Origin of the sequence: Paraburkholderia bannensis, from assembly GCF_014200455.1 — a bacterium.
Lineage (GTDB): Bacteria > Pseudomonadota > Gammaproteobacteria > Burkholderiales > Burkholderiaceae > Paraburkholderia > Paraburkholderia bannensis_A.
In genome coordinates this window covers 131,592-145,889 of record NZ_JACHBW010000012.1, presented here as the reverse complement: position 1 = coordinate 145,889, position 14,298 = coordinate 131,592, and the positions used below count along the sequence as shown (strand labels likewise).

Genomic DNA, 14,298 nt, shown 5'->3' with positions numbered 1-14,298 from the left:
AACGTCACACGACCGATGATTACGTCTGAACAGACCTACCGTGCAAGGCGTTCTAGTGATGGCTGCGTTGCGCGCGTTGGATGCACCAGATCATTGTAGTCAGTGATTCGCATCGCGCTACCGGAATGTGTGCGCTGCCAGACATGATCGGGATGACGAAGCATGGCAGGCAGTGATGGGGGCGGTGCAGTCAAGCCGCATGAAGGCCAGATGAAATCGATGACGAAACAACCTGACGGATGCAGACGCGATGCGTTCTGCGATCTATTCACAAACAAGTATCGGACGCCACGAACGCGTTGGGGAAAACGCCAGGGAAGCGATGGCCCCGGAATTGATGCGCTATGGCGACGTGGCCCGGCGCGCACATGAGGCGCAGATAAGGCGCTTATCAGGCACGCGAGAGGAGCGCGAGGGGCACGTCGTGGCGCGCGCTCCTCGCGTGCGCTTCAGATCACCGCAAGCTCGCCCGGCTGCGCGCCTTGTTGCGGCGTGCGCGGTAACCGGATGGTGAATACGGTGCCTTCGGCCTCGTTCGACAGCACGCTCACATCGCCGCCATGCGTGCGCGCGATCAGCCGCACGATATGCAGGCCGAGGCCAAGGCCCGAACCCTGGCGTTCGGCGCGCGTCGCGGTGCTGAATGCGCCGAACAACAGCGGCATGACGTCGGCGGGAATCGCGCCGCGATTGGCGACCGTCACCAGCACTTCGGACGGCGAATCGCCGCTCGCCAGCACACGCACCGGCGCATCGGCTTCGCCATGTGTGAGCGCGTTGAAGACCAGATTGGACACGGCCTGGGCGATCAGGTCCGAATCCCACTGGCCGGCCAGATCGCCTTGCGCTTCGAACCGCACGCGGCCATCGGAAACCGCCGCCGTATTCGGCGCGAATTCTTCGATCACGGCCAGGCACAGCGCGTCGAGTTGCACGTTCGAGCGCCGCAGCGGCAAGCGCCCGCCTTGCAGACGCGCAAGATTGAGCAATTGCTCGACCATGCGCGACATGCGCCGTCCGCAATGCTCGATGCGCCGTCCCACGGCGATGGTCTTTTCGTCGGTGGATGCGCGCATCAGATATTCCGCCGAACTCATCACCGCCGAGAGCGGCGTGCGCAGATCGTGGCTGAGCACCGCCATCAGCATTTCGTTGGCTTCGAGCATCTGGCGCGTGGCCGCGAGCTGTTCGGCGAGCTGGCGCTTCTGCAGTTCGAGCTGCACGAAAATGCCCACCTTCGACTGCACGATGCGCGGCTCGATCGGCTTGTAGAGGAAGTCGACCGCGCCCGCCTCGTAGCCCTGGAAGGTGCTCAGCGCATCTTGCGAGGTGGCGGTGAGAAAGATGATCGGCACATGCGCGGTGCGCGGGCTGCCGCGGATCAGCGAGGCCAGCTCGAAGCCGCTCATGCCTGGCATGTTGACGTCGAGAATGGCAACGGCGACGTCGTGTTCAAGCAGATGTTCAAGCGCCTCGACACCCGAGCGGGCCACGAGCAGCCGCACTTCTGGCCGCGCCAGCAGGGCCGATAGCGCGGTGAGGTTGTGCTCGATGTCGTCGACGATCAGCACATTGACGGTGGGCAGGTTCATGCGGTTTGTCCGGGTCAAGCCAGTTTCATCTCCGGCCACGCGGCAAGCCGCGCGCCGAGCATGGCGGGTGTCAGGGTTGCGGTGACGGCGCCTAGCGCGATGGCCGCTTCCGGCATCTGCGGCGCGGCGGCCGTGGCGGGCGTCTGCGCCCAGGTGGTGCCGCCCGCGGCGCGAATCGCGGCGAGTCCGCGTGCGCCGTCGTCGTTGGCGCCAGAGAGCAGCACGCCCAGCAGGCGCGGGCCGTAGACGTCGGCGGCCGATTCCATCAGCACGTCGATCGAGGGGCGCGAGTAACGCACCGGGCCGCCGATCGACAGCGCCACGCGCGCATCGGTGTCCACCAGCATGTGGTAGTCGGGCGGCGCGACATAGACGCGCCCGCCGCATATCGGCTCGCCCGCGTCGGGTTCCGCTACCGGCAGCGCGCAGCGCGAGGATAGCGCGCTCACGAGGAAGCTGGGCGTGGCGGGCGGCAGATGCAGCACGATCAGCACGGCCGCGCCGAAGTGCGCGGGCAGCATCGGCAGGATCTGGCCGAGCACGTCCACGCCGCCCGCCGACGCGCCGATCACGACGGCGTCGAACGGGCCCGCGACGGCGCGCTGCGGCGCGGGCGCGTCGTTGCTGGCGGGGCCGTGTGCGGATTCGGGTGTGGGTCGAGCGGTGGACATGGCTTCAGCGCTTCTGGTAAATGCGTTCGGCAGCGCGGAACTCGTCGAAGGCTTCGTGGCGTTTGGAGAAACGCAGATTCTCCTTGCTGCCCAGACCCAGAAAGCCGCGCCGCACCAGCGCGCGTTCGAACAGGCCGATCGCGCGGTCCTGCAACGGGCGGTCGAAATAGATCAGCACGTTGCGGCACGACACCAGATGCGCTTCCAGGAACACTTCGTCGGTGGCGAGGCTGTGATCGGCGAATACCACGCGCTCCTTGAGCGTGCTCGACAGCCGCGCGCCGCCATAGGCCGCGTGATAGTAGTCGGACAGCGTGCGCCGCCCGCCCGCGGCCAGGTAATTCTGGCTGAAGCCCGCGAAGCGGTCCACCGGATAGATGCCCGATTCCGCGCGCTCCAGCGCCTGCGGGCTGATATCGGTGGCGTAGAAGATGGTGCGCTCGGCGAGACCCTCTTCTTCGAACAGGATCTTGAGCGACCAGAGTTCCTCGCCCGAACTGCAGCCCGCCACCCACACCTTGAGCGATGGATAGGTTTGCAGCACCGGCAAGACGTGCTGGCGCAGCGCGAGAAAGTATTCCGGGTCGCGGAACATGTCGCTCACCTGAATCGTCATGTAGCCGAACAGGCGCGAGAAGTCCTCGGGGCTGCGCAGCACGCGGTCCTGCAACTGGCTGAGCGACGCCACACCGAAATCGCGGCGCGCTTCTTCGAGGCGGCGGCGCAGCGAGGGCAGCGAGTAATGCCGGAAGTCGTGCTGATAGCGCTGGTAGATCGCTTCGAGCAGCAGGCGCAACTCGATGTCGAAGACACTGAGCGCGGGCCGGCCGACCTGCTGCGGGCTGGCATGCGTTGGGGTGGAGTGAGTCGGTTCGGTCATGGTCTTGCCGGGTTTTACCGGTGTTTACTTGCGCAGCCAGACGCGGCACAGCGACACCAGCTTGTCCACGTCGATGGGTTTGGAAACGTAGTCGTCCGCGCCTGCTTCCAGGCAGCGCTGGCGGTCGTCGGCCATGGCCTTGGCGGTCAGCGCGATCACCGGCAGACGCGCGGCGTGCGTGTAGCGCGCATCGCCGCGCAGCGCGCGCATGGCGGCGAGGCCGTCCATCTCCGGCATCATCACGTCCATCAGCACGAGATCCACTCGCTCCTGGCTGCCCAGGATCTCGAGCGCCTCGCGGCCATTGCGCGCGATCAGCAGCTTCGCGCCGAGCGGCTCGATCACATGCGAGAGCGCGAAGATGTTGCGCACGTCGTCTTCGGCCAGCAGGATCGTCTTGCCTTCGAAGGTATCGTCGCGCTGACGCACCGCGCGCAGCATGCGCTGCTGCTCGGGCGCAAGCGACGATTCCACGCTATGCAGGAACAGCGTGACTTCGTCGAGCAGACGTTCAGGCGAGCGCGCGCCCTTGATGATGATCGATTTCGAGTAGCGGCGCAGGCGTTGTTCGTCGTCGTCGGAGAGCATGCGGCCCGTGTAGACGATCACCGGCAGCGGCGCGACGCCTGCGTCGCCCGCGAGCGTTTCCAGCAGGTCGTAGCCGGTGCCGTCGGGCAGCGTGAGGTCGGTGACGATGCAGTCGAACGCGCCTTGCGCGATCTGCGCGTGCGCGTCCGCAAGCGTACCCACCGCGACGATCTCCACGCCGTCGCCCACCAGCAGGGCGCGGATGCTTTCGCGCATCGCGTAGTCGTCCTCGATCACCAGCACGCGTTTGACGCGTTGTTCAAGGCGCGATTCGAGCCGGCGGATCGCCGCTTCCAGCGTGCTGCGCGCGGTGGGCTTGAGGGTGTAGCCGATTGCGCCCAGATGCAGCGCCTTGTCGGCGTGATCGGTGGCGGAGACGATGTGCACGGGAATGTGGCGCGTGAGCGGGTCGCTCTTGAGCCATTCGAGCACCGAGAGACCCGAACGGTCGGGCAGGCCCACGTCGAGCAACACGGCCACGGGCGCTTCGTCCTTCACCATCGCGAAGCCGGTGGCGGCGTCGGCGGCGTGCAGGAAATCGAATTGCAGCTCGTGCACGAGGTCGCGCAGGATTTCGGCGAACGAGAGATCGTCTTCGATCACGAGGATCGCGCGATTGCCGTGGTGGCGCTGCGCGCGGTCGTCGGCGATGGGCGAGACGCCATGCGCGGCGGGCGCGCTGGCGGCGACCATGGGCTGGCCCATTGGGGGCTGGCCCATCCCGGGCTGGGTCGTCCTGGCCTGTCCCGCGCGCGCGGCGGCGTTGAGCGTGGTGGTGGCTTCGGCGACGGCGGCCTCGGAGATGACTTCGGCGCGAACGGACACCGTGTTGTGCGCATTGGCCGGGGCAGTGCGCGGCCTTGCCACCACCGCCTGAGCCGCGTCCCCGGCCTGCGCGAGCTTTGCCGCCGCCGTGCTGTCGAGCGGCAGCCACAGCGTGAACACGCTGCCCACGCCCGCCTCGCTCGCCACGCCGATGCGCCCGCCCAGCAGGCGCGAAAGTTCGCGCGAGATCGACAGGCCCAGCCCGCTGCCGCCGTATTCGCGGCTGGTCGAGCCATCGGCCTGCTGGAAGGCTTCGAAAATCATTTCCAGCTTGTCCTCGGGGATGCCGATGCCGGTGTCGCGCACATCGAAGCGCAGCACCTGCGCATCGACCGGCGAAACCGAAAGCGAGACTTCGCCCTTCGCGGTGAACTTGAGCGCATTCGACAGCAGGTTGCGCAGGATCTGCAGCACGCGCTGGCCGTCGGTGGTGAGCGTATCGGCGACGCCCGGCAGGCGGTCGATGGAGAGCGTCACGCCTTTCTCGCGCGCGAGCGGCGCGAACGTCTCGTGCAACGACGAAATCATATCGTCGAGTTTGACGGTTTCCAGCATGAGCTGGACCTGGCCAGCCTCGACCTTGGAGAGATCGAGAATGTCATTGATGAGCGAGAGCAGGTCGGTATTCGAAGCGTGAATGGTGGCCGCATAACGCACCTGTTCCTCGCTCAGATTGCCGGTGCGGTTCTGCTGCAGAAGTTTGGCGAGAATCAGCGAGCTATTGAGCGGCGTGCGCAGCTCGTGCGACATATTGGCGAGGAATTCGGACTTGTAGCGGCTCGATTGCGCGAGGCGTTCGGCGTTGCGCGTGAGTTCGCTCTGGGCGCGTTCGAGTTCGCTCTTCTGCGTCTCCAGCCGGCGCGCGTACTCTTCCAGCTGCACATTGGTCTGTTCGAGTTCGACCTGTTGCGCTTCCAGGCGCGCCTGCGAATCCATTAGCGCGCGGCCGCGTTCTTCCAGCCCTTCGTTGGCCACGCGCAGTTCTTCCTGCTGCACCTGCAGTTCGTGATTGAGCTGTTGCGCGTCGGCGTATGCTGCCTGGAGACGCTCGCGCGAGATCGCGGCTTGCACCAGATCGCCCATGGTGCCCGCCACGCGCGTGAGGAACTCGCTGTCGCGCGGCAGCAGTGCGCGCATGAAGGCCAGTTCCACCACGCCGTTGATCTGGCCAGTGGCGTCGATCGGCGCAATCAGCAGCGAGGTGGGCACGGCCGAACCCAGCCCCGATTCCACCTTCAGATAACCGGCGGGCGCTTCGCGCAGCTCGATCACGCGGCGCGAGGCGGCCGCCTGGCCCACCAGCGTCTGACCGCTTTGGAGCATCGGCACGTTGTAACCGCTTTCCTCGCCGAAACCGAAGGTCGCCACGCGGCGCAGCGAGGCGTCGTGCCCATCGCGCACGTAGAGCGTGGCGACGCTCGCGCTCAGGTAGCCCGCGAGGCAATCGAGCATCGCGCCGCCCACGTCCGCGAGCGCTTCCTTGCCCATGCCGCTTTCGGCCAGCAGGCGCTGGCCCGAGCGGAACCACACCTGTTCCGCGAGCGCTTCGGCTTGCTCGGCCTGGCCGCGCAGCGCGCTGTCGTAGGTGGCGGAGAGTGCGGTCAGTTCGCGCCGCCCCAGCCACGCGAGCAGGCCGTTGAGCAGCACGGTCAGGGCCAGAAACACCGCTACCGTGAGATAGGTCAGGTTGCGGGCCGCCGATGTGCGCTCCTGGCGCAGACGGAATTCCTCGGACAGAAAATCGGCGAACTCGCGGCGCATGGAGTCGGAATTCGCCTGACCATTGTCGCTTTGCACCGTGGCGAGCACGAGGTCATGGCTGCGGCGCAGGCGCACGGCATCGCTCGCTGATTTGTCCCATTGCTGCGCGAGCGCGAGGATGCGCTTGAGCCGCTCGACCTGAGGCGGGTTGTCGGCGACCAGTCCCGAGAGGCTGTCGAGCTGCGCCGCGAAGCGTGGGCGGCCCACTTCGAACGGCGCGAGCGCGTGCTCATCGCCGTTGAGCAGGAAGCCGCGCAGGCTCGATTCGCGGTCGGCCTGCACGCGCAGCAGTTCGTAGGTGTCGCCGATCACCCGTTCGGAGTGCTCGGCCCAGCTCATCGTCGACACCAGATAGGCAATCAGCGCGACAAAGGCGACCGCGGTCGCGATACCCGCGATAAGCGGCAGTGCGACGTTTCTTTGAATGATGCGTTTGAAACGCAGCGGGTCGATCGCATTCATTGCAGGCATTATTTTCCGATTTTTTCCGATGGTTCGTAGGTCGATGCGGATCAGGCGGGAATATCGACCGGTTTTTCACGCCGCTGCGCGCAATGGCGGGCCCTCTACGGGGCAAAAAGGGTGAAATCAATGCAGATGCAATCATACAAAAAGCCCGCGCATCGCGCGCACGCGATTTGTTGGGCAAACAGGGCTGGGCCACTGGCGCTTCGACCCGGCGCGCACGACCTTCTATTTGCCTCGCGACGAGGTGCTGCACGGGCATGCGGTGCACGGCATCAGCGCGTGGCTGTTTGCGTTCATGTCGCTGCATGCATCGTCCAGTGCGCATTGCTACGGCTTGCAGTCAGGCCATGTGGTCGAACTGGGCGTGCAGGGGGCGCTGTGAGCCCGGCAGGGCACGCGGCATGCGGTTGATGGCGAAAAGGCCCGTGCGGAGACGAACATGAAACCCGACAAGCGCAAGGCAGTGAAACCGCGTCACGACGCCCAGGCGCGCTTTTCCGGTTACGCGAAGCCGCTCGTGGACGAAGCGTTGCGGCACGCGCATCTCGACCCCAGCGCCGACGATCTCCACCAGCTGCGCGTGGCCTTGCGCAGGCTGCGCACCTTGCTGTGGGTCTGGCGGCCGCTGCTCAAGCGCGACATGGCGGTGCTCGAACGCGGCTATCTGAAGCGCGTGGGCGCTGCGGCCGGGTCGGCGCGAGACTGGGATATCGCGGCGCAAATGCTGGGCGAACTCGATATCGAAGCAAACACGGTGGCGGCCGGGCGGCTGAACGCTGCACGCATCGCCGCCCGCGATAGCGCCTGCGCGACATTGACCGCCGCCGATCTGCGTCACGCGCTGCGTGAAATGCTTCACAAGGTGAATCAGGCGCTCAATACCGCGCCGCGTCGTACATCCGTTGAGGAGCTCGCGCAGAACCGCGTGCGTGCCGCCAGGCGCGATCTGAAAAAGCGCGTGCGCCGCGCCGGCCGCGCCGCGAAAAGCGATTACGCCGCGTGGCACGACGTGCGCAAGGCCGCGAAGAGACTGCGCTACACGCTGGAGTTCTTCGCGCCGATCTTGCCGCGCCGCGATGTACAGCGTTTGAAGCCGTTGAAGAAGCTCCAGAAACGATTCGGATATCTTAACGATGCCGTTGCCACTGAGCGGTTGCTGCACGCTCACCGCGAGATCTTCGCGGACGACACTAGCGCGGAAGCTGCGCTCGCCGCATCGCGGCACGCGCGCGAGCGTCTGCAACGTCGCGCCGCGAAACTGATCGGCGCTTGAGAGCGGGCGGGGCGTCACGGCCGGCGTCTCAATGCGAAGTCTGCGGCTGCAGCAGTGCTCAAGTCAGCGCGTTCGCATCGTTCCAGCCGCCCCCCACGCGCTTTATAGAGCGAAACCAGGTTGGCTCACACCTGATTTCTGCTGCGCAGTGCTCGGTTGGCGCTGCGCGTCCAGCGCATCGATCAGCGAAACGATCCCTTTGCGTTAGCTGTCGCGCGCGCAGATAAGCGCGAGGCCGGTCCGCGACGCTTTCGTCAAACAGCGTGCCGAGCCGGTGGCCGTGTGATTTTTGGGGGGAATGCAGGCGGGGCACGGGGACTGCGCAATACAGGGTGGCGCTGCGCGCGACGAGCGCGCGGTTTTGCATCGCAGCACCCTTGCAGGAGTTCAGATCATGACCAGCACACTCGATCCCGATAACGACGACGGTATGGCACAGCCGCTGCCGCCGGGGCACGACGCCGCTTCGCTCGGCCCCGGCGATTCGTCCGATTCGGGCAGCGATACGGTGGGCGCGAAACGCCACGAGTTCGACCGCGATTCGGAGCTTGACAATCACGCACTGGAAACCGGAGAGGACGAAGCGCGAAGCGATAGCGACAGCCACGGCACTGGCGAGCGCGCCTCAGCCGATGGCGACGGAGCATTGCGGCCGGACGACGATATTTTGCCCGATGCCATCAAACACCAGCCGGACTACTAAATAGATTGCCGTGCATCGCCGGCGCAAGGAGAAGCTCGGCACGCGAAGTGCGGGAACAGGCATGCGAGCGGGCGTCCTGCTCGCATGATTTCCAACTGCAAATTCAACTTCATTTTCGACGAGGAAAGCCCATCATGAAATCACGTCACCTGATCGCACCCACCTTGCTGGTCGCCATGCTGGCTGTGTCCGGCGCGGCATTCGCGCAGGCTTCCGGCACCGATGCCACGACGCCGGCCCAGGGCGGGGACCAGAATGCGGCGACCGCTGGCATGGGTGCGAGCAGCACCGCGCACAAGTCCACCCACAAATCGCATGCAAACAAGCACGCGGCGAAAAAGCCGATGAACGATACGACCAACACGCCGGGCGCAGACGCCAGCAGCGATACGAAGGGGCAGTAGCGCACGAGTGTCCGGCAGCACGATGCCGGGCGCGGCGGAGCACGCGAGGCCGCTCGTCCTGCATCGATCGTCACAGCATCGATCGTCACGGCATCTATGGCATAGTCTGGCACCCTCGTCGATCCGGAGTGCCGCGTTATGCGTTTTTCCCGTCTTTTTGCGAGCGCCCTGTGCGTATCGGGCGCGCTCGTCAGCGCCTCCTCCTGCTTCGCCGCCCAGCCCGACTGCCAGAATCGCGACACGCGGCAGGCGATGGACGAATGCATTGGCCGCGCGATGAAAGCCTCGGATCAAGCGCTCAACGAAACGTATCGCGCGCTGCTTGCGAAGATCAGCAAGAGCGGCGCGGATCAGTTGCGCAAGACGCAGCGTGCGTGGCTGGGCTGGCGCGACGCGCAGTGCGAGTTCAATACCATGGCTACGAACGGCGGCACCATTCATTCGTCGATGTACGCGTTGTGTATCGACGAACTGACTCAGGAGCAGACCCGCCGCCTGGACGCGCAGCTCCATTGCAAGGAGGGCGATCTGTCCTGCGGCGGCCAGTAGAGCTAGCCTTGTTGTGCGGGCTTCTGGCAGATCACGCCATACCAGCCAAGTCCGCGCCAGGTTTCATAGCCCGGCGTGGCGGCAAAGGAAACAACGGTGCCGTCGTGCGCGCCATAGTAGCCCGTCTTGCGGCCTTCGGCCTGTAGCGGGAAGCGCTCGTTGAGTATGCCTTTATCATCCGACGCGGCAATCACGCGGAATGACGAATCGACGATCATGCAGCGCGTGCGCGTCCATTCCTCCTCGCTCAGGCGCACGCCCTTCACCACTGCGCCCGCCTGCGGGGCCCAGTCGAAGAAGATGGCCAGCACGCCCAGCACCCGGCCGTTCGCGCGGCCGCCTTCGCGGATCGCCGTCGTATAGGTCGCAACCTGCGCGTGGCGCAGCGGTGCGAGCGTGTCGATGTCGGCGGCCACGTAGTCCGCACCCGACGTTGTTTTCATCGCCGATCTGAACCATGCGGTTTCGCCGACGTTCTGCCCGCGCACGGGATATTGCGCCTGACGTCCGTTGGCGATCACGACGCCGTGTTCGTCGACCACCCAGAGGTCGCGATAAACCGTGTAACTGTCGAGAATCACGGCGAGACGCTCCGCTGCGTGTGCGGCTTTTGCCGATGCGTGGGCATCGTCGCGCGCCGCGAGGCAATCGACCACGGCCGAATCGGTGGCCCACCAGCGCACGTCGCAGGAGCGCTCGTAGAGATTGCGGTCGATCACGTCGATCATGTTGAGCGCGAGGTCCGCGCAACGCTGGCCGTCGTGCGAACGCAGCCGGTCGATCATGCTGTCACCCAGTTGCGTGAGCGTCGATAGCGAACCCGCGAGGTCCTTGTTCAGGGCCGTCGTGATCTCGGAGATGCGGCGAGACACGTGCTTGACCTGACTCGCGACCACGGCGAAACCCTTGCCCGCATCGCCGGCGCGCGCCGCTTCGATGAGGGCGTTGAGCGCGAGAAAGGTGGTTTCGCGATTGATGTCGTTGATGTCGCTGATCTTGCTCGTGGCAAGGCGTTTGACTTCGTGCGTGAGATCGACGATGGCTTGCGGATTCGACATGCAGGGTTCCGTGACAGGGGTGTGAATATCACCGTGCCTGCACGCAAGGTTCGGGCCTGTCGATTTCAGGCTGCTTGTCGCTTGATTGTCGCTTGATTGTCGCTTGATTGTTGCGTATGCAAGCAATCTTCGACGATAGCAAACGTTTTGCGTAGGCAATGTTTATCGCGGCGCGAATCAATGACCCGGAGTGCATGCCGAAACGCACCAGATTGGCTCATCGGCATGCACGTTTATGGGCGCGTTCAAAGCACTGTCTGGCCGAGAATTCCGCAATAAAACGCGTATTCGGCCTGAAGCGCATGCGCCTGGTTGACGGCCTTGCGAAAGCCGTGGCGCTCGTCGTCATAGTAATGCGCTTCGGTGGCGATGCCGTTGGCCTGCAGGGCGCTGACCATGCTACGCGTCTGGTCCGGAGTCACCACGGCATCCAGTTCACCCTGGAAGAAGGCGACGGGCACGCGAATCATGTCCGCGTGCAGCAGCGGCGTGCGCTCGCAGTAACGCGCGGCATCGGCCACCGCGTCGCCGATCAGCCAGTCCAGGTAATCGGCTTCGAACTTGTGCGTGTGCTGGCCCAACGTCAGCGGATCGCTCACGCCATAGAGGCTGGCGCCGCCGCGGAAGACGTCGCGAAACGCGAGCGCGCACAGTGTCGTATAGCCGCCCGCGCTGCTGCCGCGAATAAAGGCGCGGGCGGGGTCGATGCGCTGTTGCGCGGCCAGATGCGTGACGACGTTGCAGGCGTCGTCCACGTCCACCACGCCCCAGCTTTCGTGCAGCGCCTGGCGGTAGGCGCGGCCATAGCCGGTGCTGCCGCGATAGTTGAGGTTGACCACCGCGAAGCCGCGTTGCGTCCAGTAGGGGATGCGTGGATCGAAAACCGGGTAACAGGCCGAGGTTGGGCCACCGTGGATGAAAACCACGACGGGCGGCGCATCGGCATTCTGCGCACCGCGCGTGCTGTGCGTGCTTTCCGGCGCGTAGAAATACGCGTGCGATTCGCTGCCCCCGCTTGCGAAACGCAGACGTTCGGGCACGGGAATGCGTTCCACGGGCATCATAGGCGAGACTGCGGCGAGCACTTGCACGCTGAAATCGTCGCGCCGGATCGCGAGTACCGCGGCGGGGCACACCGGCGATGCGGCAAGGCAATAGAAGTGCGTTTCATCCGCCGCGAGGTTGCGAAAGCGGCTGTATTGCGGCGCCAGCGCGTGCAACGCGCCATCGGCTGCGCGATAACCGAGTACGCCCCAGCCTTCGTCCGTCCATGCGCCGAGGCTCGATCCATCGTCGAGAGCGATCCAGCTGCATCCGCCCAGTTGCCAGGGCGCCGCGGCGTGGTCCGCCTGCGCCGCGGGTAGCACTTGCAGCGCGTCGCCATGCTCGCGCCACGGCTGCCAGAAGCCGCCGCGATCGCTCAGGGTGTAGAGCGTGCCGTGTGCGTCGAATTGCGGCTGCTGCAGCGCATCTTCAATATCGTCGCCTGCAAGCGTGCGCGGCGGCAGCCATGCGCCGCTGGCGTCGCGTTCGCTGCTGCGCAGCCGCGTAGCGGTCCACGGCTGATGCGGGCGCGACCATTCGATCCACGCAAGGCGATTGCCATCGGCGCGCAGGCAGGGAGCGGCGTAAAAATCCGCGCCTTCGGCCAGCACGGTTCGCGCTCCATCGCTTACTGCAATCGACACGATCCGATGGGTGCTGCCGTCTTCTTCCACCGCGAGCACCGCGCCCTGGCGATAACGCAGGTCGCCATAACGGCGGCCTGGCCCGGTGAGGGCCACGGGCGCGGCATCGTTGTCGATCGGCTGGCGGTAGAGCCGTTGATCTGTCTCGTTGGCGAATACTACGGCATCCTCAGCAATGCAGAAGGATCCGCCGCCGTATTCGTAGACACGCCCGCGCACGCTGAAGCCTTCCGGCGTGAGACGGCGCATTGTGCCGTTGCGCCAATGCCAGATGCGCGTGGCGGCATCGGCGGGATCGTAGGTCGTCCAGAACACGCCGCGCGCCGACGCGGCCAGTTCGCCAAAATCCTTGCCGGCGGCGACCGCCTGTTCGGCGCTGACGCGCTCAGGGTTTGCCGAGTTCGCGGGAGTTCCTGTCATTGCGGAAGATGAGTTGCTGGATCGGTTGAACGGGTTGTTCGGCTTCTTTGCGCGCTTGCAGGATGATGGGATGTTCCGGCGATTTCCCGCACACGGGGTCGGTATTGGCGGCGTCGCCGGTCAGCATGAAGGCCTGGCAGCGGCAGCCGCCAAAGTCCTTTTCCTTTTCATCGCACGAGCGGCACGGTTCGGGCATCCACGCGTTGCCGCGATAACGGTTGAAGCCTGGCGAGTCATACCAGATGTGGCGCAGATCGTGATCGCGCACATTGGGGAATTCGATCGGCAGCATGCGCGCGCCGTGGCAGGGCAGCGCGGTGCCATCCGGCGTGACCGTCAGGAAGATACTGCCCCAGCCGCCCATGCAGGCTTTCGGGCGCTCTTCATAATAATCGGGCGTCACGAAGATCAGCTTGCAGGGGTTGCCGCTCGCCTCCAGCTTCGCGCGATATTCGTTGGTGATGCGCTCGGCGCGTTCGAGCTGTTCGCGCGTGGGCAGCAGCATCGCCCGGTTGAGCTTGGCCCAGCCATAGAACTGGCAGGTGGCCAGCTCGACGAAATCGGCTTCGAGCGCGATGCACAGCTCGATGATGCGGTCGATGTCGTCGATGTTGTAGCGGTGCGTGACGAAGTTCAGCACCATCGGGTAGCCATGCGCCTTCACTGCACGCGCCATCGCAAGCTTCTGCGCGAACGCCTTGTGCGAGCCAGCCAGCATGTTGTTCACTTCCTCGTCGCTCGACTGGAAGCTGATCTGGATGTGGTCGAGTCCGGCGCGCTGAAAATCGGCGAGCTTCTGCTCGTTCAGGCCGATGCCCGAGGTGATGAGATTGGTGTAATAACCGAGCTTGCGGGCCTCGCCGATCAGCTCGGCGAGATCCTTGCGCACCAGCGGCTCGCCGCCGGAAAAGCCGATCTGCGCGGCGCCCATCTGGCGCGCTTCGGTCATCACGCGAATCCATTGCGCCGTGCTCAACTCCTCGCCCTGGCGCGCGAAATCGAGCGGATTCGAGCAGTACGGGCATTGCAGCGGGCAACGGTACGTCACCTCCGCGAGCAGCCACAGGGGCAGGCCCACGGCGGGCTGGGTGCTGGCCGGCGCGGCAGCGCTGATTGCGCCGGTTGTGAGGGGTTCGTCAGACAAGATCGATCCAGTGCTTTTCGCGGGCGACCAGCATGAACTGCTCGACGTCTTCGCCCAGTTCGGGCACGCCCGGAAACTGCGTGTCCAGATGCGCGACGATGGCCGCGACGTTGCGCTCGCCGTCGATCAGCCCGCCAATGGCGGCGGCGCTGTCGTTCAGCTTGATCATGCCTTCAGGATAGAGCAGGACGTGCGCGTTCTGTGCGGGCTCGAACTGGAAGCGGTAACCGCGTCGCCAGACGGGTTTGAGAGTGCGGTCGAAGGGCGTGTTCAT

The 14,298-nt window shown here is 65.3% G+C and carries 13 protein-coding genes; 5 read left to right on the top strand and 8 right to left on the bottom strand.

Annotation, left to right across the window (positions count from 1 at the left end):
- Positions 1 to 449: 449 nt before the first annotated feature.
- From F4827_RS20825 to F4827_RS20810, 4 genes are read right to left on the bottom strand one after another with little or no spacing between them, the layout of a single operon-like run.
- Positions 450 to 1,592 carry a hybrid sensor histidine kinase/response regulator gene (locus F4827_RS20825; RefSeq protein ID WP_183726597.1) on the bottom strand — a complete coding sequence of 381 codons (1,143 nt, stop codon included), beginning with the start codon at positions 1,590 to 1,592 and terminating at the stop codon, positions 450 to 452.
- Positions 1,593 to 1,606: 14 nt separating this feature from the next.
- Positions 1,607 to 2,263: a chemotaxis protein CheB gene (locus F4827_RS20820; RefSeq protein WP_183726595.1), complete on the bottom strand. Its 657-nt coding sequence runs from the start codon at positions 2,261 to 2,263 to the stop codon at positions 1,607 to 1,609.
- 4 nt (positions 2,264 to 2,267) lie between these two features.
- Positions 2,268 to 3,143 carry a protein-glutamate O-methyltransferase CheR gene (locus F4827_RS20815; protein ID WP_183726593.1) on the bottom strand — a complete coding sequence of 292 codons (876 nt, stop codon included), beginning with the start codon at positions 3,141 to 3,143 and terminating at the stop codon, positions 2,268 to 2,270.
- Between the two features lie 24 nt (positions 3,144 to 3,167).
- Entirely contained in the window at positions 3,168 to 6,788 is a 3,621-nt protein-coding gene (locus F4827_RS20810) for a response regulator (RefSeq protein ID WP_183726591.1), read from the bottom strand.
- Between the two features lie 151 nt (positions 6,789 to 6,939).
- Here F4827_RS20810 and F4827_RS20805 point away from each other — a divergent pair, with 151 nt between their 5' ends.
- The 5 genes from F4827_RS20805 to F4827_RS20785 all read left to right on the top strand — a co-directional run bounded on the left by F4827_RS20805 (position 6,940) and on the right by F4827_RS20785 (position 9,714).
- The gene (locus tag F4827_RS20805) at positions 6,940 to 7,167 is read left to right on the top strand and encodes a KUP/HAK/KT family potassium transporter (protein WP_409258836.1); all 228 of its coding nucleotides are present in this window, start codon (positions 6,940 to 6,942) and stop codon (positions 7,165 to 7,167) included.
- A 57-nt stretch (positions 7,168 to 7,224) separates the two neighbouring features.
- Positions 7,225 to 8,058: a CHAD domain-containing protein gene (locus tag F4827_RS20800; RefSeq protein ID WP_183726587.1), complete on the top strand. Its 834-nt coding sequence runs from the start codon at positions 7,225 to 7,227 to the stop codon at positions 8,056 to 8,058.
- A 394-nt stretch (positions 8,059 to 8,452) separates the two neighbouring features.
- Positions 8,453 to 8,761 (top strand): chemotaxis protein, encoded by a 309-nt coding sequence (locus F4827_RS20795; protein ID WP_183726585.1) that lies wholly within the window; start codon positions 8,453 to 8,455, stop codon positions 8,759 to 8,761.
- 134 nt (positions 8,762 to 8,895) lie between these two features.
- Complete coding sequence (locus F4827_RS20790; protein ID WP_183726583.1) at positions 8,896 to 9,165, top strand: hypothetical protein; 270 nt, start codon at positions 8,896 to 8,898, stop codon at positions 9,163 to 9,165.
- A gap of 138 nt (positions 9,166 to 9,303) precedes the next feature.
- Positions 9,304 to 9,714 carry a lysozyme inhibitor LprI family protein gene (locus F4827_RS20785; RefSeq protein WP_183726581.1) on the top strand — a complete coding sequence of 137 codons (411 nt, stop codon included), beginning with the start codon at positions 9,304 to 9,306 and terminating at the stop codon, positions 9,712 to 9,714.
- Positions 9,715 to 9,716: 2 nt separating this feature from the next.
- On the opposite strand, the gene F4827_RS20780 is transcribed toward F4827_RS20785, so the two are convergent.
- From F4827_RS20780 to pqqD, 4 genes are all read right to left on the bottom strand, one after another.
- Positions 9,717 to 10,772 (bottom strand): methyl-accepting chemotaxis protein, encoded by a 1,056-nt coding sequence (locus F4827_RS20780; protein WP_183726579.1) that lies wholly within the window; start codon positions 10,770 to 10,772, stop codon positions 9,717 to 9,719.
- A 245-nt stretch (positions 10,773 to 11,017) separates the two neighbouring features.
- A complete protein-coding gene (locus tag F4827_RS20775; RefSeq protein WP_183726577.1) occupies positions 11,018 to 12,880 on the bottom strand; it encodes a S9 family peptidase in 1,863 nt (620 codons plus the stop codon).
- Positions 12,846 to 14,024 carry a pyrroloquinoline quinone biosynthesis protein PqqE gene (gene pqqE / locus F4827_RS20770; protein WP_221303749.1) on the bottom strand — a complete coding sequence of 393 codons (1,179 nt, stop codon included), beginning with the start codon at positions 14,022 to 14,024 and terminating at the stop codon, positions 12,846 to 12,848. The genes F4827_RS20775 and pqqE overlap by 35 nt, the downstream gene beginning before the upstream one ends.
- Positions 14,017 to 14,298 carry a pyrroloquinoline quinone biosynthesis peptide chaperone PqqD gene (gene pqqD, locus F4827_RS20765; protein ID WP_183726575.1) on the bottom strand — a complete coding sequence of 94 codons (282 nt, stop codon included), beginning with the start codon at positions 14,296 to 14,298 and terminating at the stop codon, positions 14,017 to 14,019. Before pqqD ends, pqqE begins: the two co-directional genes overlap by 8 nt.

Coding starts and splice junctions, on each gene's coding strand:
- F4827_RS20825 (WP_183726597.1), bottom strand. CDS start 1,592: ATGAACCTGCCCACCGTCAATGTGCTGATCGTCGACGACATCGAGCAC.
- F4827_RS20820 (WP_183726595.1), bottom strand. CDS start 2,263: ATGTCCACCGCTCGACCCACACCCGAATCCGCACACGGCCCCGCCAGC.
- F4827_RS20815 (WP_183726593.1), bottom strand. CDS start 3,143: ATGACCGAACCGACTCACTCCACCCCAACGCATGCCAGCCCGCAGCAG.
- F4827_RS20810 (WP_183726591.1), bottom strand. CDS start 6,788: ATGCCTGCAATGAATGCGATCGACCCGCTGCGTTTCAAACGCATCATT.
- F4827_RS20800 (WP_183726587.1), top strand. CDS start 7,225: ATGAAACCCGACAAGCGCAAGGCAGTGAAACCGCGTCACGACGCCCAG.
- F4827_RS20795 (WP_183726585.1), top strand. CDS start 8,453: ATGACCAGCACACTCGATCCCGATAACGACGACGGTATGGCACAGCCG.
- F4827_RS20790 (WP_183726583.1), top strand. CDS start 8,896: ATGAAATCACGTCACCTGATCGCACCCACCTTGCTGGTCGCCATGCTG.
- F4827_RS20785 (WP_183726581.1), top strand. CDS start 9,304: ATGCGTTTTTCCCGTCTTTTTGCGAGCGCCCTGTGCGTATCGGGCGCG.
- F4827_RS20780 (WP_183726579.1), bottom strand. CDS start 10,772: ATGTCGAATCCGCAAGCCATCGTCGATCTCACGCACGAAGTCAAACGC.
- F4827_RS20775 (WP_183726577.1), bottom strand. CDS start 12,880: ATGACAGGAACTCCCGCGAACTCGGCAAACCCTGAGCGCGTCAGCGCC.
- pqqD (WP_183726575.1), bottom strand. CDS start 14,298: ATGAACACGCCCTTCGACCGCACTCTCAAACCCGTCTGGCGACGCGGT.